We start from the raw sequence: 24,104 nt of genomic DNA, 5'->3' as shown, positions 1-24,104 counted from the left end.
GCAGCTAATACCTTCCTCAAGCAAATTTGAGGGTATTAGCTGCCGGTTCGCGCTTGGCGTTTAAGGGCTCCTGAACCCGACCATCTCTTCTTTAGTTTCCCAAAGCAACCATTTAGGGATATAGTTGCCTTAGGCAAACAAAAGAGGAGAGCTCAACCATGGCAGTCGCCCCGGACACCGCAGCGGACCTTGTCTACCGCATCTTCGACCTCCAACGGGTGGTCCGATGCGTCGCCGCCGCGAGCTTCCGCGGACAGGACACCGGGGTTGCGCTGCAGGGCGTGCTCAGGTTCGTGGGGGAGGGGGAATCTCGCGCCACCCAGCTGGCGGAGCGGCTCGGTGTCAGCGCCCCCGTCCTCAGCCGCCATATCGCGGACCTTGAGGAGCAGGGTTTCGTCATCCGGCGGCAGGATCCCGACGACGGCCGCGCCCAGCTGGTTGCCCTCTCGCCGTCCGGCGTGGACAAGCTCCGCGAGATCGGGGAAAGCCGCACGGCCACGCTGCAGGAGTACCTCAGCGATTGGAGCCAGGAGGATGCCGAAGACACGGCACGGATCCTGACAAAACTCTCGGAGTCCCTCAAGCATTCAGCCCGGGCACATGCACTCCCGGCACATTCAACCGCGGCATCAGCCACCGCACCCCAGAACCTCCAGGAGCACTGATATGTCGAGCCAACCCGCCGCACCGCCCTTGGCGATGACCCACCGCCAGATCATGGAAGCCCTGACCGGGCTCCTCGCGGCGTTCTTCACCGCCATCCTCAGCAGCACCATCGTGGCCAACGCGTTGCCCACCATCATGTCCGATCTGCACGGCACCCAGACCGATTTCGCCTGGGTGATCACCGCCGCCCTGCTGGCCAACGCCGTCACCACCCCCATCTGGGGCAAGCTGTCCGACCTCTTCAACAAGAAGCTGCTGGTCCAGCTGAGCATCGTCATCTTCGTGGCTGGCTCCGTTATGGCCGGACTCTCCGAGACCATCCCGCTGCTGCTCACCGCCCGCGTTATCCAGGGCGTGGCCATGGGCGGGCTCACCGCGTTGGCGCAGGCCATCATCGGCACCATGATCCCGCCCCGGGACCGCGGCAAATACTCCGGCTACATGGGCGCCGTGATGGCGGTAGGCACTGCCGGCGGCCCGCTGCTGGGCGGATTCATCGTGGACAGCCCGCTGGGTTGGCGCTGGACCTTCTTCGTCTGCGTGCCGCTCGCCGTCGTCGCCCTTATCCTGCTCCAGATCACTCTGAAAATCGAGCACATCAAGCGCCACGTCAAGATCGACTGGCTTGGCTCCATCCTGCTGACCTCCGGCGTCAGCCTGCTCCTGATCTGGGTTTCCTTCGCCGGCAACCCCGCCTACTACGACTGGGTTTCCTGGCAGTCGGCCGCCATGGTGGGCGGCGGCGTGGTGCTGTTGGCCCTGCTGGTGCTGGTGGAGTCCAAGGTGGAGCAGCCCATCATCCCGCTGAAGATCATCTCCGAACGCACCACCGCGTTGGCCATCATCGCTTCAGTGGCGGTGGGCATCGCGATGTTCGGTTCAACCACGTTCCTGGGCCAGTACTTCCAGGTGGCCCGCGGCGCCACGCCTACCGAAGCCGGGCTCCTGACGCTGCCGATGATCGCCGGCAACCTGACCGGTTCGGTCGTTTCCGGTCTGCTCATCAGCAGCACCGGCAAGTGGAAGGGTTACCTGATCGGCGGGTCCATCCTGCTGATCGGCGGCCTCGGCCTGGCCGGCACCATGGACCACACCACCGAACTGTGGCAGGCCGGGATCTTCACGGCCATCCTGGGCGTGGGCCTCGGCATGCTGATGCAGAACCTGGTCCTGGCGGTGCAGAACACAGTCCGGGCGTCAGATATCGGCTCAGCCAGCGCGTCTGTGGCCTTCTTCCGTTCAGTGGGCGGCGCGATCGGTGTGTCCGTGCTCGGCGCCGTCCTCAGCAGCCGGGTCAGCGAACTCGCCACGCAGGGCCTGGCTGCGGCCGGTATCCCAGTGGCGGGCGGGTCGGCCGGAGCCAGCATGGACCTCGTTGACATGCCCGCACCGGTCCGCGAGATCATGCGCGCCGCTTACGGCGACGCCACCGCCGAGGTCTTCCTGATCTCCGCCGGCGTTGCGGTGGTAGCCCTGATCTCGGTCCTGTTCATCAAGGAACGCCCGCTGCGGCGCACCGTTGACATCCAGCCGGAGACCGAACCGGGGGCGGGGACCGGCGCCGAGGCAAACGCCAACGCTGAAAGCACGACGCCGGAACTCGCCTCCGCCGGCCGCTGACCTGAGCGCGAACGGACACTTAAGGCCCCACGGATCCGGGGCCGCAAGTGTCCGTTCGCGCAGGTGAGTGGTGGAGGAACGTGTGGAGGAGTACGCCGATCGGATGATATTTACCGTAGATGTTTCGCCCGGGCAACGGATTTCGTAGAGTGGGTAGGCTGAGAAATGTCAGCCCCGTCTGTTACTACTTATCCTCATCATTTCGCGCTCTCTTCCTAAGGATTCACGGGCATGCTCCTCACCCTCATACGGCGCTACTCCAAACCGTACATGCCATACATCGTGGCCGTCGTTGTGTTCCAACTGGCGTCCACCATCGCAGCGCTCTACCTTCCCAGCCTCAACGCCCAGATCATCGACGAAGGCGTTTCCCGCGGGGATACGGATTTCATTTGGCGGACCGGGTCCGTGATGCTGCTGGTGGCCATTGTCCAAGTGGGCACCGCCATCGCCGGCGTCTACTACGGCTCCAAAACGGCCATGGCCGTGGGCCGCGATCTGCGCCGCGGGGTGTTCCGCAAGGTCACCAGTTTCTCCGCCAAGGACGTGAACACGTTCGGCGCCCCCACCCTCATCACCCGCGGCACCAACGACGTCCAGCAGGTCCAGATGCTCGTGCTGATGGGACTGAACTTCATGGTGGCCACCCCCATCATGTGCATCGGCGGCATCATCATGGCGCTGCGCGAGGACATCAGCCTGTCCTGGCTGGTCTGGGTCTCCGTGCCCGTGCTGATCGTGGTGGTGGGCTACCTGGTGGTCCGGCTGATGCCCCTGTTCCGTTCCATGCAGAAGAAGATCGACCGCATCAACGCCGTCCTTCGCGAGCAGATCATCGGCATCCGCGTAGTCCGCGCCTTTGTCCGCGAACCCTATGAAACCGAGCGTTTCGGCGTGGCCAACAAGGACCTGACCGACGTCTCCCTGAAAATCGGGGCCCTGTTTGTCCTGATGTTCCCGGCCATCGGCATGATCCTGCACCTGTCCACGGCCGCGGTGCTGTGGTTCGGCGGCCAGCGCGTGGATTCGGGCGAAATGCAGGTGGGCGCCCTGACCGCCTTCCTGCAGTACCTGCTCCAGATCCTGATCGCCGTCATGATGGGCACGTTTATGGCCATGATGATCCCGCGCGCCTCCGTCTGCGCGGACCGCATCGGTGAAGTGCTCGACGTCGAACCCTCCATCCACGATCCCGAACGTCCTGAGACGCCCGCCACGCTGGCCGGGGTAGTGGAATACCGGAACGTCACCTTCGCCTACCCCGGTGCCGAGACGCCGGTGCTGAGCAACATCAGCTTCACCGCCAAACCGGGCGAGACCGTTGCCATCATCGGTTCCACCGGTGCAGGCAAAACCTCGCTGCTGGCCCTGCTGCCGCGCCTGTACGACATCGCCGAGGGCGAAGTCCTCCTGGACGGCGTCTCCGTCAGCAACCTGGACCGTGCCGAGATCACCAAGCGCGTGGCCCTGGTCCCGCAGCGGCCGTACCTCTTCTCGGGCACCATCGAGCACAACCTGCGCTTCGGCAAGACCGAGGCCACGGACCAGGAACTCTGGGACGCGCTGCAGATCGCCCAGGGCGAGGGCTTTGTCCGCGACAAGAAGAACGGACTGAACGCCCGCATCGCGCAGGGCGGCACCAACGTCTCCGGCGGCCAGCGGCAGCGGCTCTGCATCGCCCGCGCGTTGATCACCAAACCCAAGGTCTACCTCTTTGACGATTCGTTCTCGGCGCTGGACGTCGCAACCGATGCCAGGCTCCGCGCCGCGCTGAAACAGACCACCGCCGACGCCACGGTCATCATCGTGGCCCAACGGATCTCCACCATCACCGATGCAGACCAGATCCTGGTCCTGGACAACGGCCGGATCGTGGACCGCGGAACGCATGAGGAGCTCCTGGAAACCTCACCCACCTACCAGGAAATTGTTGAATCCCAGCTGAGCGTGGAGGAACTGGCATGAGCGCCGCCAAGAAGGTCTCGACAGGCTCGACCACCGAAACGACAGGCTCGACCACCGCAACGAACCCGGATTCCGTAACTCCGGAAGACCTCCTGGAGGACGACGATTTCTTCGAGGAGGAATACAAGCCCTCCGAGGCCGACGGCGACATGTTCGGCGGCATGCCCGCCAAGAAGGCCGAGCACTTCTGGCCCTCGGCGAAGCGCCTGCTGGGGCTCCTGAAGCCTGAGGCTGTGGGCATCTACGCCGTGGTGGCCCTGGTGGTGGTCTCGGTGGTCCTGAACGTCATCGCCCCCAAGATCCTGGGCCAGGCCATGGACGTCATCTTCGGCGGCGTCGTTGGCAAGCAACTGCCCGCCGGCGCCAGCAAGGACGAGTTCGTGGAAGGCCTGCGCCAGCAGGGGCAGGATAACTTCGCGGACATGGTGTCGCGGATGGAGCTGGTGCCCGGCACCGGGATCAACTTCCAGAAACTCTCAGTCCTGATCGCCATCGTGCTGCTGATGTACTTTGTGGCCAACATCTTCCTGTGGCTGCAGGGCTACGTGCTGAACCGCATCGTGATGAAGGTGATCCGCCGGCTCCGGGACGACACCGAAAAGAAGCTGAACCGGCTCCCGCTGAACTACTTCGACACCCGCCAGCGCGGCGACGTCCTCTCCCGGGTGACGAACGACGTCGACAACGTCCAGCAGGCGCTGCAGCAGGCGTTCGCACAGCTGATCAGCTCGCTGCTTACAGTGATCGGCATCGTCATCATGATGTTCATCGTCTCCTGGCAGCTCGCTCTTATCGCCCTCGTTGCGCTGCCGCTGTCCGGCGTGGCTGCCGGCCTGATCGGTTCGCGCAGCCAGAAGCTCTTCGCCGCCCAATGGAAGAACACGGGTGAGCTGAACGGCCAGATCGAGGAATCCTTCTCCGGGCACGATCTGGTGCGGGTCTTCGGCCGTGACGCTGACATGCTGGAACGCTTCGAAGAGCGGAACGAGGCCCTCTACAAGGCCAGCTTCGGAGCCCAGTTCGTCTCCGGCATGATCTTCCCGGTCATGCAGTTCGTTTCCTACCTCAGCTATGTGGGCATCGCCGTCGTGGGTGGCCTCCGGGTGGCCTCGGGCTCGATGTCCCTGGGCGACGCCACCGCCTTCATCCAGTACTCGCGCGAGTTCACGCAGCCGCTGGGCCAGATGGCCGGCATGGCCAACATGCTGCAGTCCGGCGTGGCGTCCTCGGAGCGGGTCTTTGAATTCCTCGACGCCGATGAGCAGGACTCCGAGACCGCCACCGAGCACCTGCCGGCCAAGACCGACGGGCATGTGGAGTTCAAGGACGTCACGTTCAGCTACTCCGAGGACAGGCCGCTGATCGAAAACCTGTCCTTCACGGCGGAACCGGGGCACACCGTGGCAATTGTTGGTCCCACGGGGGCCGGCAAAACCACCCTGGTGAACCTCGTGATGCGCTTCTACGAGCTCAATTCGGGGTCCATCACCCTGGACGGCGTGGATGTCACGCACCTGAGCCGGTCCGAGCTGCGGTCCAAGGTGGGCATGGTGCTCCAGGACGCGTGGCTGTTTGGCGGGTCCATTTACGACAACATCCGGTACGGCAACCTGGACGCCACCGAGGAGCAGGTCATGGCAGCCGCCAAGGCCACCTTCGTGGACCGCTTTGTGCGCGCCCTGCCGGAGGGCTACGACACCGTGATCGATGAGGAAGGCAACAACGTCAGCGCCGGTGAAAAGCAGCTGATCACCATCGCCCGCGCGTTTGTGGCCAATCCGTCGCTGCTCATCCTGGATGAGGCCACCAGCTCCGTGGATACACGCACCGAGCTGCTGGTCCAGAAGGCCATGGCGGCGCTTCGGACGGACCGCACCAGCTTTGTGATCGCCCACCGGCTCTCCACGATCCGCGACGCCGACACCATCCTGGTGATGGAGAACGGCAAGATCGTGGAGCAGGGCAACCACAAGACCCTGCTGGCGGCTGAGGGTGCCTACTACCGGCTGTACATGTCCCAGTTCGCCGGCTCTGACGTTGAAGAATCCGTTGTGGACGATTCGACGGCGGTCCACAGCTGAGCGCGCTGGGAACCGGAGCCGCCCGGCGCATCGAGGTCCTGGTCCCGATGCGCTGGGGCGACATGGACGCCTATGGGCACATCAACAACGTCCAGATTGTCAGGATGCTTGAGGAGGCCCGTATCGCAGCGTTCGGGCCTCCCCGGGGTGCCGGCCTGCCCGGCATCGAACCGGAAGTGTCGCTCTTCAACGACGTTCCGGAGGGAACTCTGGCGCTGGTGGTGGACCACAAGATCCGCTACGTCAGGACGTTGGAATACCGCAATGTCCCGGCAGTGGTCCAGGTGTGGATCGGCGCGGTGAAGGGCGCCAGTTTCGACATCCACTACGTGGTGCAGGACCCGGTCACGCGGGAGGAGTGCGTCCGGGCCAGCAGCCATCTGGCGTTTGTGGATGAGGCTTCCGGCCGCGTCCTGCGCCTGACGCCGGAGCAGAAGGAGCGGCTCGCGCCGTTCACTCTTTGAACCGTCACGTCTTAAGCCGGTCACGTTTTGAACCGGTCACGTTTTGAACCGTACGGCGCCGTGCCTGCACATCCGTTGCGCACGCACGGCGCACACCGGAAACTGGTAATACCCACTAAGGAGCGTTGACCATGGCCAAGAAAAACAAAAAGACCTGGAAAGAGATGTCACCGGCGGCACGGGCGGGATTCGTGGTCATCGGGATAGGGCAGGTGGCGCTGATGCTGGCCGCCCAGCGTGACATCTCCAAGCGTCCGGCGGCGCAAATCAACGGGCCAAAGGCAGCCTGGCGGGTGGCCGCCCTGATCAATTTCATCGGGCCGATGGGCTACTTCATTCTGGGCCGCAAGCGGCCAGGAGCCGGACTCGGGGCAGTTAAGTAGCAGGCCTCGGATCTGCACACCCAGGGTCTTCGGAGCAGGCATCCAGTTTGAGCCTGTAAATTTGAACCCATGACCCCAAATCCCAAGACTGCCATGCACCGCGCCCTCGGTGTCTCAAAGGAGATCGAGGACGCGGCCTGGTTTGTGCTGGGACCGGGCCTGCAGGGCAAGCCGTCGGCCCTGGACGGGAAGACCCTGACCTGGACAGCGGAGGCTGCGGCGGAGCTGCTGGAGCGCCTGGACCGGGGAGCCGCGGATGCCAAGGCGCCCATGATGACCAACCTCCGGCAGAACCTCGAGGACGCCTCCCGGGAGGCCAAGCAGCTGGCCGTGGAGCTGCTTTTCCTGCAGTCGCTGCCCCTGGCGCACGAGGTCAAGTCGCTCAAGGTCAAGCGTGCCCGCGTGGCGGAGGCCGCGTCCTGGCTGGAGACAGCGCTGGAGCCGCCGCTGGAGCTGCCCGAGGAACTCTACAAGGGCATGACGGACCACGGCGTGATCAGGGACCGCACCGCCGAATTCAACTGGACCATCTGGGACCACCTGAAGTGGCTCTGCCGGTTTGTGCAGCATGTGGACCAGCAGGTTCCGGTGGCCATCGCCAAGGCGCTGAAGGACCCGCTGAAGTTCCACGAGCTCGCCGCGGGCACCCCGGCGGACCAGCCCGCCATCCGCCGCAGCATCGAGTACCTGGCCTGGCCCAGCTACTTCGAGCCCGTAGTGGCGGACGTGGAGCGGCAGGAAATCCGCGACGCCTTCGCCTCGCTGGTGGGCGGGGCCAAGGGCGATTCCGACGAGGAAATCACCGCGGACATTAACCGCATCCGCCTGCACCTGGATGAACAGGCTGGCCAGCGGATCGACTGGTACGCCCGCCAGCTGGTCAGCCAGTGGCGCAAAGTGGGGGACCCCGGCCGACGCGCGTGGCTGCTGCGTACCCACAGCGACAACGCCGACCTCCTCACCGCATGGCAGGACGAGGAGAAGGTGACGCTCGACGTCGAACATCTCCGCCACCTGGACCCCGGCGTAACCGCGGGGCTGGTGCAGCACGCCGTGGACGAGGACTACAAGCACCTCGGCTACGTGGAGCGCGAGGACACCAAAACGGCGGTGTTTGCCTTCCTGACCGTCATGAAGCCGGGCGACCTGGTTCTGTTCCAGCACGCCGGCACCGTGCGGCTGGGCGTGGTGCTGGGCGAGCCTGAGCACAACGACGACAACCGCCGCCTGCGGCGCAAGGTGCGCTGGCTGGACGACGACGGCCACGCCGCCGCGGACCTGCCCCGCCACGTCCAGCGCCAGCTGGCCACCTCGGGGATCGTTGTTGACGTGACCAGGGTGGTGCAGGCGCTCCAGGCGCTAGTGCCGGCCGAGGCGGAACCGGAGGACGACGACGCCGACGCACCGGCCGCCGTCGTGCCCCCTGTGCAGGAAGGCTTCCGCCCGCTGAGCCGCGACTTCGCGGATTCGCTGCACATGGACCTGGAGCCGCTGCAGGAGATCGCGGAACTGCTGGAGGAGAACCGCCAGCTGGTCCTGTACGGGCCGCCCGGAACGGGCAAGACGTACCTGGCCAAGCATCTCGCGGCGGAGCTGGCCCAGGACAGCACGGACGAGCGGGTGAAGCTGGTGCAGTTCCACCCGTCGTACGCGTATGAGGACTTTTTCGAGGGTTACCGGCCGGACAAGACCGACGAGGGCCAGGTGTCCTTCAAGCTCGTGGCGGGGCCGCTGCGCCGGCTGGCCGAGGAAGCCGCCAAGCCCGGGAACGAAAAGAAGCCCTACTTCCTGATCATTGACGAGATGAACCGCGCCAACCTGGCCAAGGTGTTCGGCGAGCTCTATTTCCTGCTGGAGTACCGCGATGACCGGATCTACCTGCAGTACAGCCCCAACGAGCCGTTTACGCTGCCGGACAACCTGTACATCATCGGCACTATGAACACCGCGGACCGGTCCATCGCCATGATGGATGCCGCCATCCGACGCCGGTTCGCGTTCATCGAGCTGCACCCGCAGACGGAGCCTGTGAAGGGGTCGCTGCTGCGGTTCCTGCAGGTGCGGGACCTGGACACCACACCGGCGCTGCTGCTCGATGCGCTGAACACCGCCATCGACGAGTGGGACCGGGACCTGATGATCGGCCCGTCGTACTTTATGAAGACGGCCGCCCAGACGCCGGCCGGGCTGCGCCGGATCTGGAAGTACGAGCTGATGCCGCTGCTGGAGGAGCACTACCACGGCCAGCTGACCCGGGTGCAGCTGGAGGAGCGGTTCGGGCTGGAGCAGCTGCTGGGACGCCTTGTTACCAGCTAAGCCAACCCACACTCCGGCCCACGGCGGCGCGGCCCACGGCGGCGCGGTGCACGGCAGCGCCGCGCCGGGCGCGGCCCACGGCGGAGCAGCCCAGCGCGGCCGTGCACCGGCCGCGCGCCATCTGGTCCTCGACGAGCTGTCCAAAGGCACCGTGGAACGCCTGGATGCCGCCAGTGCGGCCTTCGTGAACGCCAGCGGGCTGGCCAAGGCGTCGCCGATGGGCATGGGCTTGTACCGGATCGAGCCCGCGGGCAAGGTGGGGTCCGTCCGCACGGCCGCGCTGCAGCTCGATGTGCGCCCCAAGGACCGGCTGGGGCTGAGCCGGCTCCTGTTCCTCCTCAGCTATGCCGGTAATCAGGGCTTCCGGGCCGATTCCGTGGCGGCTGCCGAGGACCGCGAACTCTGGAGCGCGCTGGCCGAATCCCTCGCCCAAATGGCGGAGCGGGCGCTTGGACGCGGAGTCTTGCAGGGCTACCGCACCGTTGACGAGTCCCTCCGCACGGTCAAGGGCCGCATCCGGATTTCCGACCAGATCTCACGGCGCCCCGGCATGCTGGTGCCGCTGGAAGTGTCCTACGACGAATTCACTGAGGACATCGCCGAAAACCGGATCCTGCGGGCTGCGCTGGAGCGGATGGGACAGGTTCCGCGCGTCCGGCCTGAGGTGCTGAGCCGCCTGCGTCAGCTGAAGGGAAAGCTCGACGCCGTCACCCGCCTTCCAGCCGGCGCGCCCCTGCCGCCGTGGACCCCCAGCAGGATGAACGTCCGCTACCAGTCAGTGCTGCGCCTGGCTGAGCTGATCCTGCGGAATGCCTCCGCAGAGGCTGGGGAGGGGAAGCAGCAGACGGCGTCGTTTGTGGTGGACATGGCCCAGGTGTTCGAGGATTTTGTGGGCACGGCGCTCCGCGAGGCGATGGCTGCGTATCCGGGGGAGATGCGGCTGAAGTACAACGCTCTCCTCAGCGAGGCTGTCCACGATTCCGACAGGCTGTCCGTGAGTCCGGATGCGGTGCACCTGCTGGGCGGACGCCCCGTGGTGGCCTACAACGCGAAGTACAAGGCCGCCGCTGACCTTGGGGCGTCCCTGACCGCCGACCACTACCAAATGCTTGCCCACTGCACCGCCCTGGGTGTGCCCACCGCCTGGCTGGTCTATGCAGGCGCGGGCGAGATGAAACTACGGCGGATCCTTAACACTGACATCGACATTGTTGAGTTTCCGCTGGATCTGTCGCAGCCGCCGTCGGACATTCTGGCAGCTGTGGCCGACCTGGCGCGGCAGTCCTGGGGCGAAGTGGTCCGGACTGCCCGCGCGGGAGGCTAAACCGGCACCCGGAACGTGAAGGTGGTGCCCTGGCCCAGTTGGCTTTCCACCTGGATGGTTCCGCCGTGGGCCTCCACGATTGCCTTGCTGATGGGCAGGCCCAGGCCCACGCCGGGAATAGATGTCCGGCGGACGTTGCTGGTCCGGAAGAACTTGGCGAACACGTGGGCCTGGTCGTCGGCGCTCATGCCCATGCCGGTATCGCTGACGCGGCAGGCGACGTGGCCGCCGTCGTGCTCCAACGACACCAGGACGTTGCCGCCGTCGGGCGAGTATTTGATCGCGTTGGAGACCAGATTGTCCAGCACCTGGGAGATGCGGGGCCCGTCCACATGGGCCTCCAGCCTTGCTGGTGTATCGGCTTTCAGCGCCACGCGGGAGGCATCAGCCCGGGGCATCGCGGCGGACACGCTGGCCCGCACAAGTTCAGCGACGTCCACGGCGTGGGGGGTCACGATCAGTTGCCCGTTCCTTGTGGCGAGGAGGTCGGACACCAACGTGAGGAGCCGTTCTGAATTGCGCTTGATAATGTTCAGCGGTTCCAGTTGGTCGTTGCCGGGAGCGTCCTCCAGGAGAAGTTCCACGTAGCCCAGGATGGAGGTCAGGGGAGTCCGGAATTCGTGGGACACGCTGGAGACGAAATCATCCTTGGCGGCCAGGGCATCCACCAGGTCTGTCACATCACTGAACACAATCACCGAGCCGGCGAACGTCCCGTCCGGGTCCTTCATGGCCCGGGCGCTGGTGGTGATAGCCCGCTGCTTCTTGCCTTCGCCCAGCCAGACCAGGTAGTCGGTGAATGTTTCGCCGAGGACGGCCCTCCGCACGGGGCGCTCCGCCACCGGGACTGGGGTGGTACGGTCTGGGGCGAAGACCAGCAGTTGGGACTCGTTCGGATCGTCGATGTCCTTCGGGCGGGCCAGTTCGTGGTTGGCGCGCTGCTTCCGGTTCATCAGAATGTCGTGTCCGTCTGCGTCGACGGCGAGGACGCCCAGGTGCACAGTTTCAAGAACGGAGTTGAGCAAGGCTTCCTGCCGCTTTGTGCTGAGCAGGCTGGCTTGGAGCTGTTCGTCCTTCTTCTCCAGGTTCCGCTGCTGACGTCTCAGGCTGAGCGTCAGCATGGTGACAGATACTCCGATCCCCAGCATCATGACGGGGACGAGTAGGGATTTGGCCAAGCTGGGGCCCGATACATCCCCGCGAATCAGCAGCGGAACCCAGATGATGGCCAAGGGCCCGAAGAACGATAACCACAGGGAGGCCCGCGGATAATAGCCTGAGGCGCACAGCCAGATGACGGGGAAAACCGCCAGCAGGCTGATGCCGGTCAGGCCCTCTTGCCCGCCCTCCCTGCCTAGGGCGATGGAGACAAAGTCGAGGAGCGGAATGACCAGGAAGCTGGTGTGGGGCAGGCGGTCCCACGGCACGAAGTAACACAGAGCCATGATGGCCAGCTGGGAAACGAGGAAGGCCACGAAGAGTGGGTTGTCCATCGTCCCCGGGAAAAACGCCCACATCAGCAATGCCGTCAGGATGGTGGTGACGAACAGCGGCGTCTGGCTGAGGACAACCCTGTCCGTCAGCCGGTATTCATGGAAGGGCCGCCGGAAAAACTTGAAGCGACCCGTGGCCCACGTTACGGGTTCACTCATGAACGGCGGCCTGAAGTGGGAGTATAGGGGAATGCATACCAGCAGGATATCGGCAGCGGGCTATACTTCTCACGTTGTCAAGCTGGCGGAGGGGGCTGGTATGAGTGAAGCGCGAGTGGGTCTGGTCATCGAGGATGATCAGGATATCCGCGAGTTGGTACGCACGGTTCTGACTCAGGCGGGGTTTGATGTCACTGTCGCGGGCAGCGGATCCGAAGGGGTTAAGGCTGCGAGAATCTTGAATCCTGACGTTATAACGCTTGATTTGGGGCTGCCGGATATTGACGGGTTTGAGGTCTCCCGCCAGATCCGCGAGTTTTCAGATGCTTACATCGTGATGCTCACGGCACGGGCTGAAGAACTGGATACTTTGATTGGTCTCGAGTCCGGTGCAGACGACTACCTCACCAAGCCCTTCCGCCCCCGCGAACTCCGCGCGCGGATAGCGGCGATGATGCGCCGGCCCCGGTCGGTTCCGGACGCGGGGGAGAGTGCTCCCGTTTCTGATCGCCCGGCGGACGCCGTTAGTGACAGCGGAAACGGTCATTACAGCCACAACGGACTGGAGCTGAGTTACGCCTCACGGTCGGTCAGCGTGGACGGCCAGGAGCTCAACCTGACTCGGACCGAGTTTGAACTCCTGTATGCCCTGCTCGAGGCGGGACGGACTGTCCGGACCAAATCGGATTTGGTGCGTCGGCTCCGGGACGAGGATTACGACGTCGGAAGTTACATCAGCGAGGCGGACGAACGTTCCGTGGAGGTGCACATGGGCAACCTCCGGAAGAAACTCGGTGATTCACCGCAGCAACCGCGCTGGCTGCAGACGGTCCGCGGCGTGGGCTACCGGTTGGCGCCTGGCGGGCGCTGAGCCTGGAGCCTGTGCAGGGTCTGGCGGCTGCACAGGTTGATGGGCCGGAGGTAGTTGACGGCAAGCTGCGGCAGCGCAACGGAAGGTTCCGCACTCGGTGACTCGTCCCGGATTGAACGTTCAAGGTCCATGGCCAGGCCCGCCAGCCGTTCCGCGCCCACCATCTGGCTCGATGTCTTGAGGCTAAGGATCGCGTCCACGGCCCCATCCAGGTCTCCGGTAGTCAAGGCCAGCCGCAGCTTGCCGATCCGGACCGGTAGGCAGTCGATGAAGTTCCCGACGAAGACGCTGCAATAGCCCTCGTCCTCGTCGAGTTCGACCCGCAGCCGGTCAAGTACAGAGGGATCTACCAAGGGGCGCCCTGCGTCATCGGATGGTGCCATTTCCGTCCTTTCCGCTCGCGCCTGCCGCCCCCATAGCGGGATATGACTTGGTTTTGTATCCACTTTCAGAGTAAATCTGTTACTTGGGGATGCAGCCGTTCGGGAAAAGGACTGCGGGATTCCTGAGGAGACTGCGGGTTTTTCATAGGAGTTCATCTTTGCTGGCGCCGATCAATTCGGGAGGCGGCAAAGGCTCAAGTTTGACTCAAGTTCCGGCTGGCGTTTCTTGCCAGCCGCCGGCTTGCCGGGCTATTTGCTGGCGCCGAGGAACTCCACCAGGTGGGCTTCGAGGGCGGAGCCGTCCTTCAACTCGCACTCCCACACGGTGAGCACCTCCCAGCCGGCGGCCATTAACTGCTGGCGCTGGTCGGCGTCGCGGTCTTTGGTGCGCTTGCGCTTGGCCTCCCAAAAGGCGGCATTCGCCTTGGGCGCGTGCTGGCCTACCCGGCAGTCGTGGAAGTGCCAGAAGCAGCCGTTGATGAAGATGACCTTTCGCCGGCCGGCGAATACCAGGTCCGGGCGGCCGGGCAGGCGGCTTTTGCCGGCGGTGCCGTGCAAGCGGTAGCGGTAGCCTTTGGCATGGAGGAGGCGGCGCACCAGCAGTTCCGGCTTGGTGTTCTTGCCTCTGATGCGGGACATGTTCCAGCTGCGCTGCTCGGGAGTGAGCCTATCCGCCATTATTCCAGCCTACGGGCTCCTAGATTTCGTGCTCCGGCTGGTCGCCCAGCTCGAAATGGCGGCCGCTGACGGACGTGGGCACGATCTCCACGTAGAAATCCTTCAGCGTCGGCACCCAAGATTTCAGGCCGAGCTCTTCGACGACGGCGAGTTCGGCTGAGTTGGTGAGGACGCGCGCCGTTCCCCGCAGCACCACGGACCAGGCTTCGTCCGAGAGGATGCCGTCCGTTTCAAGCAGCACCCTGGAGTTGATGGTGAGCTGGGCGAGCTTGTTGCCCGGTGCGGTGCGGAGGTAGATTTTCCGGTCCGAGGTGAGGTAGTTGACGGGGAATATATCCGGTTCGCCGGCAACGGAAACCACCAGCCGGCCGTGGCGGGTAGCTTCCAGGAGTTTCCAGGATTGCTCGTCGTCGAGCTCCAGAACGGGGTTGCCATCGGCGTGCGTAAACATCATGAAGCCTATTCTTCTACGTTCGGTAGAAGAATTCTAGGGGTTGCGCGTGGGAATCCGGTTCGCAAGGGGCTGGGAGGGCGATTATCCGTGTGACTTTTTATTGGTCCTTCGCGGTGGTAGAACCGAGGGCGGGTGGCTGTGGATAACTTTCATCGCTCAAATGTGTGCTGGGCTACCCTTAAGGTCATTGTTCGGAGCGAGGCGTCTTGAAACTATCGGGGGATTAGCTGCCCATGACATCGCACATCACTTCCACTACTTCGCGGCCTTCGCGCCTGCACTTTGTTGCTGCTGTTGCCGCTTCTGTTTTGCTTTTGACCGGTTGCAACGCGGGTGGCGATCCTGGGGGCACCTCGTCCGCGTCTCCGACTTCGACGGCCAGCCCAAGCGCAACGCCAGCCCCGACGCCGACTCCCGCCTACGTGCCCGCCTCGGCTAGCGGCCGTGCTCAGAACGTCCCGGTGCCGGTGCTTCCTGAGGTTGCCAAGACGGAGACGAAGGAGGGGCTCGAGGCGTTCGCGGCGTACTGGTTTCAACTATTGAGCTATGGCTATGAAACCGGCGACACAGCCCAGATTTCCGCGATCACAAGTAGCGACTGCACCATGTGTGAACGAGCGAAGGAAGTCCAGCAGGGGTGGCACAGTGATGGCCGATGGTTGGAGGGCGGCCGAGTAAATACACCCGCCGTCACCACAAATTTTCGCGTTTCGGCTGATGGTAACTACCAAGTTGCAGTGCAGGTTTCTCAGGAAGCCGTGTCCTACCACAATGTAGATGGTTCTGTGGATAGCTCAGATCCGAAAATGGCGGACTCTGGAAGCCTTATGCTCGTGGTCTTCAAGAATGGATCATGGTTTGTGAACACCATCGAGCCGATCGTTGGCTGACAGTGGTCTTCTCACGGTGTCGCATTGGTCTGGGTGTACTCGCGGTGTTCCTTTTGACAAGCGCTTCAGTCTCAGCAGCGCTAGCAGACGGTCCAAGTGATTTCGCGCCCGCGGCCGCTGAAAAGCCGCCACCCGTCAAAGGGCAATGGGGGTCCAATGCAGCGGAATTCGATGGCTGGGTTTTGGATCCGGCAAGCGGAAACTTCTCCAGGCCGGAGCCCGGGGCACCAATTTTGGATCCCAACAACTACAAGTACGAACTCCAGTGCCACCTTGGCGGGGGCGACTTCGATTCTGTGTGCTTACGTGATCAGGTTGAGTGCACGAACGGACCGGACGGCGAAGACGGAATCCCGGTCATCTGGTATTCCATGCCGAGAGGCGTTCCTGGAGCCGTCTGGGCAATCCATTCGGGGCCAACTTGTCTCTACGATGCTCGGCCCGAGGACCTCCTTCCGCGCATAGCCGCCCAGATACAGCGGCAGTTCGAGAGCCTGCCTATCAACGCGGGAGCGGTGGTCGCGCAGCCCAGCCCCAACACGCTCCGCGGGGCCGAAACCAATTTCTACGCAGACGCGTCCGAGCAACAGTTTGACGTGACGATGCTGGGGCAGCAGGTGCATGTTGTCGCGACGCCGGTTCAGTACACCTGGAATTACGGCGACGGAACTGTCTTCGGCCCACAACCTTCCATGGGCGGGCCGCTGCCACAGGATCGCTGGGGTGAAAAGACCCGAACGAGTCACGTCTACGCAGACACAGGCGATTTCCAGGTTGTCCTCACTACGTCCTTTCAAGGCACGTATTCCGTGAACAGCGGGCCGCCGCTGCCCATACCGGCCCAGGGCCAGTTCAGCGCGCCGCCTCAGTCCATCAGCGTCTGGCGGTCCATCACCCGGAACTACGCCGACGACTGCAACCAGAACCCGCAGGGACAAGGTTGCCCCGGCGTGGCATCGTCCCGGTAGGAAGCATCAGACGACGCGTATATGAGGGCAGGCAACGCCTGGAACCCAAGCCGAGCCACCGCCGCAGAGAGTGATCCCCGCCTCAAGCGGAATACTTGCACGCGCCGCGCAGTTGGGCACAGCAGTACCAATTCACCTCGAAAGGAACTGCGCATGCTGTTTTCCCCCTTGACTCTTGGCGAGCTTGAACTTCCCAACCGCCTGGTAATGGCGCCCCTGACCCGTCTCCGCTCAGGCGAGGACGGTGTTCCGGGTCCTTTGGTTGTGGAGCACTACCGGCAGCGCGCGTCCCTGGGACTCATCGTCAGCGAAGGCATCTACCCCAGCCCCGCTGGACGCTCCTACCCGGGTCAGCCCGGTCTCGTCACCGCGGAGCAGATTGCCGCCTGGAAGAAGGTCACCGACGCGGTGCACGCTGAAGGCGGCCGGATCTTCGCCCAGATCATGCACGGCGGACGGGTTTCCCATGCGGACATCACCGGCGGCCATACCATCGTTGGTCCGAGCGCCGTCGCCATCGAGGGCGAGGTCCGCACCCAGTCCGGCAAGCAGCCGTATCCCGTCCCGCACGCACTGACCATCGGCGAACTGCCCGTCGTCATGCAGGAAATCGTCACCGGCTCGATCAACGCCATTGAAGCGGGATTCGACGGCGTGGAGCTGCACTCGGCCAACGGCTACCTTCTCCACGAATTCCTTGCCCCGAACTCCAATGTCCGCGACGACAGCTACGGCGGCTCGCCGGAGAACCGGGCCCGCTTTGTGATCGAAACGGTCAACGCCGCGGTGGCCGCGGTGGGTTCGAGCCGCGTGGGCATCCGCATCTCGCCGGAGCACAGCGTCCAGGGCATCGCCGAAACGGATGCGGCCGATGTCCGCGCCACCTACGAGGTGCTGGTGGACAGCATTGCCCCGCTCAACCTCGCCTACGTCAGCATCCTGCACCACGAGCCCACGAGTGAGCTGGTCCAGGATCTCCGGGCGCGCTTCAACGGCACGTTCCTGGTGAACACCGGCTTCGGCACTATGACCACTCGGGAGGAAGCAACCGCCTTGGTGGCCGACGGCCATGCAGATGCGGTGGTGGTGGGGCGCCCCGCCATTGCCAACCCGGACCTCGCACGCCGCTGGAAGGAAAGCCTTCCGCTGAACGAACCGGACCCGTCCACCTTTTATGCAGACGGCTCCATAGGCTACACGGACTACCCCGCGTATTCGGCTTAGCGGTCAATGCTGGCCTCGGCCAGAGATTAACGACGACGGCGGCACCCGGCTTGGGTGCCGCCGTCGTTGGCTGCTCGGTGTGCTGTCCCGGCAGCGCGCGCCAATTAGCCATCCGACGGCTGTTTTGGCTCATCTTTCAACGTTGGCCCGCCCAGGTTCACAAGTGCTGAGCGGTAGACACCAGAATACTCCAGTGAATGGATTATTGCTAGGGAAAAGCTAAAGATATGCTTCCCGGCCCGTTCCTTCGCGCATCACCAGCTTGTCGTCCTCGATGGAGACGAGCAGGCTTTTGGGCTTTCCGCTGACTTTGGTAATGGCTTTCAGGCCGCGGTTGGTGACTTCCACTCCCACCTGCGCCCCTTTCGCGGGCAGCTCCACGGACGTTTCGTAGGCTTCTCCCAGCAGCGGGTTGGTGGACACGCCCATGTCGCGGCGGACCTCCTTGCCGTTGACCATGACGGTGATGTTGGCCTCGTCGAATCCTTCCTGAAAGACGATGAGCAGTTCACGCATGGTGGCCCTCTTCCTCGAAGTGATTGCCTGTGACGGCATATCAACTACAGCACTTCACGGCCCGGAGCGGAATACCCGGCCAGCTGCCCGGCCGGGCGGCGCTGGAGACCACCAGGCCCGTAGGGCAAAATGTTCAGGTGACCCAACTCCCGCACGTCCCGTCCGCCCCCACGTCTGCCCCAACTCCGGACAGCGCCATTCACGCCCAGATCGCCGACGAGCTTGGCGTAAAGACCTGGCAGGTCAAGGCTGCAGTGGACCTGCTCGACGGCGGGTCCACCGTTCCGTTCATCGCCCGGTACCGCAAGGAAGCCACCGGGACGCTGGATGACACGCAGCTGCGCGAGCTCGACGAGCGCCTGCGCTACCTCCGCGAACTTGAGGACCGCCGTCGTTCTATCCTCGAAGCGATTGCCGCGCAGGGGCAGCTCACCCCCGAGCTGCAGGCAGCGATCCTCGCCGCGGATACCAAGTCCCGGCTGGAGGATATCTACCTGCCGTTCAAGTCCAAGCGCCGAACCAAGGCCCAGATCGCCCGTGAAGCCGGGTTGGAGCCGCTCGCCGATGTGCTGCTGAAGCGGCCCGACCTGGACCCGGAACGCGAGGCTGCCAGGTACCTGAACGCCGAACACTCCATTGATGACGCGGCCGCCGCGCTCGCTGGCGCCCGTTCCATCCTGGTCGAGCGGGTTGCGCAGGATCCGGACCTCGCCGCAACCCTGCGCGAGCGGCTCTGGACGCAGGGGCGGATGGTGTCTCGGGTCAAGAAGGGCAAGGAGGCCGACGGGCAGAAGTTCGCCGATTACTTTGAGTTCGCCCAGGCGCCCACCGGGATGCCCTCGCACCGCGTGCTTGCGCTGTTGCGCGGTGAGAAGGACGGCGTCCTGGAGCTGGATCTCGCCGAGGCGGATCCGAACGACGACGACGCCCTGGCCGCCGCGCGTTCCCGTTACGAATCCGCTGTGGCCAAGTGCCTCGGGGTCGCCGACCGCGGCCGTCCCGCCGATTCGTGGCTGATCCAGACCGCGCAGCTTGCCTGGCGCTCGCGCGTGCTGGCCCGGCTGACCGCCGACCTCCGCGGACGGCTGTTCACCGACGCAGAGGACGAGGCTGTCCGGGTGTTCGCCGCCAACCTCCGCGACGTCCTCCTGGCCGCACCCGCCGGAAACCGCGCCACTCTTGGGCTGGACCCGGGACTGCGGACCGGCGTGAAAGTTGCCGTTGTGGATGGGACTGGCAAGGTGGTTGCCACCGACACCGTGTACCCGCACGCGCCTGCCCGGAAGTGGGACGAGGCCCTCGCCACCTTGGTGCGGCTGGCCCGGAAGCACAACGTGGAGCTGGTGGCCATCGGCAACGGAACCGCGTCCCGGGAGACGGACAAGCTTGCCGCGGAACTGATCAAGCTGCTGCCAGCTGCGGAGACGAAACCGCAGAAACTGGTGGTTTCCGAGGCCGGGGCGTCGGTGTATTCCGCGTCGGCGCTGGCCTCGGCGGAGCTGCCGGGCATGGACGTTTCCCTGCGCGGAGCCGTTTCCATTGCGCGGCGGCTTCAGGATCCGCTGGCGGAATTGGTGAAGATCGATCCCAAGTCCATCGGCGTGGGGCAGTACCAGCACGACGTCACGGCGTCGAAGCTGGACCGCAGCCTGGATGCGGTGGTCGAGGACTGCGTGAACGCAGTGGGCGTTGACGTGAACACGGCGTCGCCCGCGCTGCTGAGCCGGGTGGCCGGCGTCGGGCCTTTGCTGAGCGAAAACATTGTGGCGTACCGGAACGAACACGGGCCGTTTGCCAAGCGAAGCGAGCTCAAGAAGGTGCCCCGCCTGGGTGCGAAGGCGTTTGAGCAGTGCGCCGGCTTCCTGCGGATCACCGGCGGAGCAGAGCCGCTGGACGCATCGAGCGTGCACCCCGAGGCGTATCCGATTGCCCGGAAAATCCTGGTGGCCGCCGGCTCGGCGCTGGCGTCGTCCCTCGATCCCCGCGCTTTCGTCGACGGCACTTTTGGCCTGCCCACGGTCCAGGACATCCTGGCGGAACTGGACAAACCCGGCCGCGATCCCCGACCCGCCTTTGCCGCGGCGACGTTCTCCGAAGGCATCGAGAAGATCTCCGACCTCAAGCCCGGCATGGTGCTTGAGGGGACCGTCACCAATGTGGCCGCGTTCGGCGCGTTTGTGGACGTTGGAGTGCACCAGGATGGGCTGGTTCACGTGTCTGCGCTGGCCAACCGCTTTGTCTCCGACCCCCGTGAGGTGGTGAAGTCCGGGCAGGTTGTCCGTGTGAAGGTTCTGGAAGCCGATCCGGAGCGGAAGCGGATTTCGCTCACACTGAGGCTCGACGACGAGCCGTCGCCTTCGGGTGGGCGGCAGCCCGCGACCGGGGGCCGTCCGGCACGAGCGGCTGATGGCGCAGGCGCACGAGTAGGCACGGGCGACCGCACAAGCTCGGGAGCCCGCACAGGCACCGGCTCAGGCGCCCGCGGCCCCCGTCCGGAGTCCAGCGGACGCAACGCCGCACCGGCGGCCAAAGCAGCACAGGCACGCAAAGCCGCGCCGGATACGAAAATTGCCCCGGCGAACCCGCCGAACACCGCCCTGGCCGAAGCGCTGCGGAAGGCGGGCCTCGCTAAGTAGGTAAACTTGGAGCGCCGCGGCCCCCGGCCATTTCGGTGAACACTGCGCCAAATCTCTCCAAACTGGCCAATTTCCGGAGGAATCGGTCCAACGGCGCCGATACTTTGGTCCGTATGGAATCTACGCTGCTGAAATCCGCGCTGAAGAAAAACCGGTCCCTGTCGGCCGCTGCGGCCTTGGCTGCGCTGGCCCTCTTGGCTCCGGCAGGTCCCGCGGGGGCTGCCGCCGGACCGATGCCGTCAGCCGCGTCAAAAGCCGGCTCTGTGAATCAAGGCCACGCTGCTGGCCTGGTCCTTGGGGTGCTGCCACGTGATGCGGCTAAGCCTGCCCCGACGCTGGATCTGGGGGCCGCCGACTTGCCGGAAAGCCGTTCCGTCACCACGCTTGCACCTGGCGTGACCCGGACGTCAATTTCGCGTGGAGCAGCCAACCCCGCTCTGTCCTGGACGGCGGAGGTTACCATTCCATCGTCGGATCCGGCGGTGTCCGCATCGGCCCTGTCCGATGAGCCGACGGCCCGCAGCGTGGCTGCCCAGCTGACCGCCGCGGGAGTTGCGGCCCGTATGGAACGCGTCATGTCCCCGGAACTGGCGGATGCCGGGGGCGACCTTGGCTTCCGTGTGCGGGCCGGCGAGTTCGGCAGCCGGGAAGCCGCAGCCGACACTGTGGCGCGCATCAAGACGAGCGGGTACTCGTCGTCCGTCTGGTACACGGGCTGGGACGGCGACGCCGGCAGCGTCGACCAGTCACGCGGCCCCTGGAACTTGGAAGTGCTGACCATCGATCCGAAGGAGTTCGACGGCGAACTCGCGGCGACGTTCGGCGCTGACCTTGAGAAGCGGGAGACCACCAGCCAGCTCGCCGCGGCCTCGGGTGCTCTGGCCGCCGTCAACGCGGGCTTCTTTGTTTTCGATCCAAAGGCCGGTGCCGAGGGCGACCCCGCAGGCGCAGGAGTTTACTCCGGGCAGGTCCTCAGTGAAGCCGTGGGTGACCGCCCGGCACTGGTGATTGACGGGAAGAAAGCGGAGGCCGACGTCGAACGCCTCACCTGGCGGGGGACGGTGTCCGCAGGCGGCGACGTCCTTCCGCTCGACGGCATCAATCGCGTCCCTGGCCTCATCCGCAACTGCGGTGGCACGCCGGATGACGTGGTGACCTCACGTCCGCTGCACGATGTGACGTGCACCGACGCGGACGAGATCGTTTCGTTTTCGCCGGAGTTCGGCGCCACCACACCTGCCGGGCCTGGTATGGAAGTTGTGCTTGATGCTAGCGGTCACGTGACGGCGGTGAACGGCAGCCGCGGAACCTCGGTGCCGGCCGGCGGCGCCAGCATCCAGGCCATCGGGGCCGAAATCGAACGGCTCTCCGCGCTCGCCAAGCCAGGGGCCACGCTGAAGGTGACGTCCGATCTCGTCGACGCGGATGGAAAGCAGCTCATGCCCGGTTCAAGTTCGCATGTGGTTAACGGTGGACCGATGCTTGTCCGGAACGGCGGCATGGAGGTGACGGCGCAGCGCGACGGCATGGTCCACCAAACCAATCCCGGGATGTTCTACGGCTGGGCGCACAAGCGCAATCCCCGAACCATTGCGGGCACAGATGCTGCGGGCCGAGTGGTTTTGGTGACGGCGGATGGGCGGCAGACAGATTCGCTCGGGCTGAGCCTGCAGGAGTCGGCCCAGGTGGCGAAGTCGCTCGGATTGACTGACGCGATCAACCTGGACGGCGGCGGGTCCACCACGATGGTGGCCAAAGGGGCCGTAGTGAATACGCCGTCCAATACCGGCAGCGTGGAGCGCGCGGTAGGCGACGCAATCGTGGTGCTGCCATCACGGAAGACGTTCGAGCGTTAGACGGTGGCCGCGGAAGCCGCCAGGCTCCGGCCCTACGCGAGCGACAAGGCGAAGGCCAAACGAACCCGGCGGCGGTGCTAGGCGCCAGGGCAGCGAGGTCGCTTCCGGGTCGGTTCTAGCTCGATGCCGCCGACGACACCGCCGCGGCATCGGATGACCCCGTGGAGACCACCGCGCCGATCACCATCACGGCCACTCCCGCGAAGTCCATGAACCTGCCCACGGTCTCAATGATGTGCTGAAAATCCATGCTTCCCCTGACGTGCTGTGCTCACGTCGTAACCGGTCAAGACTACTTGTGGCGGACACCTGTCCGCCCAAGCACCTCGCGGTAGCCTTCGCGGAAGGACGGGTACATGAATTGGAAGCCCGTGCTCCGAAGCAAAGCGTTGCTGCAGCGTTTATTGCCGCCGCGGGCCTCGCCGGCTGGTCCGACCGGCGGTGCCGGATAGCCCATTTCGGCGGCCAGGAACCGCAGTACGTCCCCAAGTTCAGCGGGAGAGTTGTCCACACCGACATATACCGGCGCAGGCATAGCTTCCATAGTGGCCAACTGGACGATCGTCGCAGCGGCGTCGTCCCGGTGGATCCGGTTAGTAAAGCGTGGTTCATCAGGAACCACGGCATTCCCGCTGCGGACCTGGTCAATCAGCCGAGTTCGGCCCGGACCGTAGATCCCGCCAAGCCGCAGCACAACAGGCGAGGTACCAGTGCCGCGCAGCCGCGAAACCAGGAGTTCCTCCGCCTCGAGGAGGATCCGCCCCGAGAAACCGCCAGGAACCGCCGTCGAACTCTCATCAACCCAGCCACCGCCAGCGTCCCCGTAGACAGCGGTGGAGGACACATAAAGCACCCGCCGCGGCGTCACGCCGTCGCGCTCCAGGGCGTCCAGGACATGCGCCAGACCGTCCACGTACGCGGCCCGGTAGGCCGCTTCCGTGGGTGAATCGGCCGCAACCGCCACGACGATGGCGGTGGTGTCCGCCGGGACAGGGGGCAGGTCCGTGGAGCCCAGGTCCGCCGCCACACCTTCGATCGCAGAGGGCAGTTTTTCGGGCGAACGCCGCCAGCCCACCACCCGGTGTCCGGCCGCGGCGAAGCGCAGGCCCGCTTCGGTGCCAAGATCGCCACAGCCGGCCAGGAGGATGGTCACGGAC

Annotated in this window: 21 protein-coding genes; 14 read left to right on the top strand and 7 right to left on the bottom strand. The window is 64.8% G+C overall.

What is annotated here, in order from left to right:
• Window positions 1-158: 158 nt before the first annotated feature.
• The 8 genes from MUN23_RS04015 to MUN23_RS03980 all read left to right on the top strand — a co-directional run bounded on the left by MUN23_RS04015 (window position 159) and on the right by MUN23_RS03980 (window position 10,819).
• The gene (locus tag MUN23_RS04015) at window positions 159-665 is read left to right on the top strand and encodes a MarR family winged helix-turn-helix transcriptional regulator (RefSeq protein ID WP_248762228.1); all 507 of its coding nucleotides are present in this window, start codon (window positions 159-161) and stop codon (window positions 663-665) included.
• Window position 666: 1 nt separating this feature from the next.
• Window positions 667-2,286, top strand: a complete 1,620-nt coding sequence (locus MUN23_RS04010; protein ID WP_248762227.1) for an MFS transporter — start codon at window positions 667-669, stop codon at window positions 2,284-2,286.
• A gap of 231 nt (window positions 2,287-2,517) precedes the next feature.
• On the top strand, window positions 2,518-4,251 hold the full coding sequence (locus MUN23_RS04005; RefSeq protein ID WP_248762226.1) for an ABC transporter ATP-binding protein: 1,734 nt from the start codon (window positions 2,518-2,520) through the stop codon (window positions 4,249-4,251).
• A complete protein-coding gene (locus MUN23_RS04000; protein WP_371875975.1) occupies window positions 4,248-6,332 on the top strand; it encodes an ABC transporter ATP-binding protein in 2,085 nt (694 codons plus the stop codon). The genes MUN23_RS04005 and MUN23_RS04000 overlap by 4 nt, the downstream gene beginning before the upstream one ends.
• 47 nt (window positions 6,333-6,379) lie before the next feature.
• On the top strand, window positions 6,380-6,796 hold the full coding sequence (locus MUN23_RS03995; RefSeq protein ID WP_248762225.1) for a thioesterase family protein: 417 nt from the start codon (window positions 6,380-6,382) through the stop codon (window positions 6,794-6,796).
• Between the two features lie 131 nt (window positions 6,797-6,927).
• Complete coding sequence (locus MUN23_RS03990) at window positions 6,928-7,179, top strand: PLDc N-terminal domain-containing protein (protein WP_141139620.1); 252 nt, start codon at window positions 6,928-6,930, stop codon at window positions 7,177-7,179.
• A gap of 69 nt (window positions 7,180-7,248) precedes the next feature.
• The gene (locus MUN23_RS03985) at window positions 7,249-9,495 is read left to right on the top strand and encodes an McrB family protein (protein ID WP_248762224.1); all 2,247 of its coding nucleotides are present in this window, start codon (window positions 7,249-7,251) and stop codon (window positions 9,493-9,495) included.
• A gap of 121 nt (window positions 9,496-9,616) precedes the next feature.
• Window positions 9,617-10,819 carry an McrC family protein gene (locus MUN23_RS03980; RefSeq protein WP_248763983.1) on the top strand — a complete coding sequence of 401 codons (1,203 nt, stop codon included), beginning with the start codon at window positions 9,617-9,619 and terminating at the stop codon, window positions 10,817-10,819.
• Here MUN23_RS03980 and MUN23_RS03975 read toward each other — a convergent pair.
• On the bottom strand, window positions 10,816-12,471 hold the full coding sequence (locus MUN23_RS03975) for a cell wall metabolism sensor histidine kinase WalK (RefSeq protein WP_248762223.1): 1,656 nt from the start codon (window positions 12,469-12,471) through the stop codon (window positions 10,816-10,818). The two genes, MUN23_RS03980 and MUN23_RS03975, sit on opposite strands and share 4 nt — an antisense overlap.
• A gap of 100 nt (window positions 12,472-12,571) precedes the next feature.
• Between MUN23_RS03975 and MUN23_RS03970 the strand changes: the two genes are divergently transcribed.
• The gene (locus MUN23_RS03970) at window positions 12,572-13,342 is read left to right on the top strand and encodes a response regulator transcription factor (RefSeq protein ID WP_248762222.1); all 771 of its coding nucleotides are present in this window, start codon (window positions 12,572-12,574) and stop codon (window positions 13,340-13,342) included.
• Here the strand turns inward: MUN23_RS03970 and MUN23_RS03965 are convergent.
• The 3 genes from MUN23_RS03965 to MUN23_RS03955 form a co-directional block, all read right to left on the bottom strand.
• Complete coding sequence (locus tag MUN23_RS03965) at window positions 13,315-13,725, bottom strand: Hpt domain-containing protein (RefSeq protein WP_248762220.1); 411 nt, start codon at window positions 13,723-13,725, stop codon at window positions 13,315-13,317. The two genes, MUN23_RS03970 and MUN23_RS03965, sit on opposite strands and share 28 nt — an antisense overlap.
• Before the next feature lie 249 nt (window positions 13,726-13,974).
• Window positions 13,975-14,403 (bottom strand): very short patch repair endonuclease, encoded by a 429-nt coding sequence (locus MUN23_RS03960; protein ID WP_248762218.1) that lies wholly within the window; start codon window positions 14,401-14,403, stop codon window positions 13,975-13,977.
• Window positions 14,404-14,422: 19 nt separating this feature from the next.
• Window positions 14,423-14,857, bottom strand: coding sequence for a pyridoxamine 5'-phosphate oxidase family protein (locus MUN23_RS03955; protein ID WP_248762217.1), 435 nt, complete (start codon window positions 14,855-14,857; stop codon window positions 14,423-14,425).
• Between the two features lie 233 nt (window positions 14,858-15,090).
• Between MUN23_RS03955 and MUN23_RS03950 the strand changes: the two genes are divergently transcribed.
• The 3 genes from MUN23_RS03950 to MUN23_RS03940 all read left to right on the top strand — a co-directional run bounded on the left by MUN23_RS03950 (window position 15,091) and on the right by MUN23_RS03940 (window position 17,939).
• Window positions 15,091-15,747: a DUF6318 family protein gene (locus MUN23_RS03950; protein WP_248762216.1), complete on the top strand. Its 657-nt coding sequence runs from the start codon at window positions 15,091-15,093 to the stop codon at window positions 15,745-15,747.
• 515 nt (window positions 15,748-16,262) lie between these two features.
• Complete coding sequence (locus tag MUN23_RS03945) at window positions 16,263-16,715, top strand: PKD domain-containing protein (protein ID WP_248762215.1); 453 nt, start codon at window positions 16,263-16,265, stop codon at window positions 16,713-16,715.
• 153 nt (window positions 16,716-16,868) lie between these two features.
• Complete coding sequence (locus MUN23_RS03940) at window positions 16,869-17,939, top strand: alkene reductase (protein WP_248762214.1); 1,071 nt, start codon at window positions 16,869-16,871, stop codon at window positions 17,937-17,939.
• A 219-nt stretch (window positions 17,940-18,158) separates the two neighbouring features.
• Here the strand turns inward: MUN23_RS03940 and MUN23_RS03935 are convergent, their stop codons facing one another.
• A complete protein-coding gene (locus MUN23_RS03935; RefSeq protein ID WP_056346782.1) occupies window positions 18,159-18,455 on the bottom strand; it encodes a hypothetical protein in 297 nt (98 codons plus the stop codon).
• A 137-nt stretch (window positions 18,456-18,592) separates the two neighbouring features.
• Here MUN23_RS03935 and MUN23_RS03930 point away from each other — a divergent pair, with 137 nt between their 5' ends.
• Together MUN23_RS03930 and MUN23_RS03925 are read left to right on the top strand one after the other, a co-directional pair.
• The gene (locus MUN23_RS03930) at window positions 18,593-21,091 is read left to right on the top strand and encodes a Tex family protein (RefSeq protein WP_248762213.1); all 2,499 of its coding nucleotides are present in this window, start codon (window positions 18,593-18,595) and stop codon (window positions 21,089-21,091) included.
• Between the two features lie 113 nt (window positions 21,092-21,204).
• Window positions 21,205-22,947: a phosphodiester glycosidase family protein gene (locus MUN23_RS03925; protein ID WP_248762212.1), complete on the top strand. Its 1,743-nt coding sequence runs from the start codon at window positions 21,205-21,207 to the stop codon at window positions 22,945-22,947.
• A 115-nt stretch (window positions 22,948-23,062) separates the two neighbouring features.
• On the opposite strand, the gene MUN23_RS23445 is transcribed toward MUN23_RS03925, so the two are convergent.
• On the bottom strand, window positions 23,063-23,197 hold the full coding sequence (locus tag MUN23_RS23445) for a hypothetical protein (protein ID WP_256468758.1): 135 nt from the start codon (window positions 23,195-23,197) through the stop codon (window positions 23,063-23,065).
• Window positions 23,198-23,239: 42 nt separating this feature from the next.
• Window positions 23,240-24,100, bottom strand: a complete 861-nt coding sequence (locus tag MUN23_RS03920) for an SDR family oxidoreductase (protein ID WP_248762210.1) — start codon at window positions 24,098-24,100, stop codon at window positions 23,240-23,242.
• Between the last annotated feature and the right edge of the window lie 4 nt (window positions 24,101-24,104).

The sequence above is a fragment of the Pseudarthrobacter sp. SSS035 genome (assembly GCF_023273875.1).
Classification (GTDB): domain Bacteria; phylum Actinomycetota; class Actinomycetes; order Actinomycetales; family Micrococcaceae; genus Arthrobacter.
Note: the sequence above shows the minus strand (reverse complement) of the source record. Positions and strands in the feature narration are given on the sequence as shown.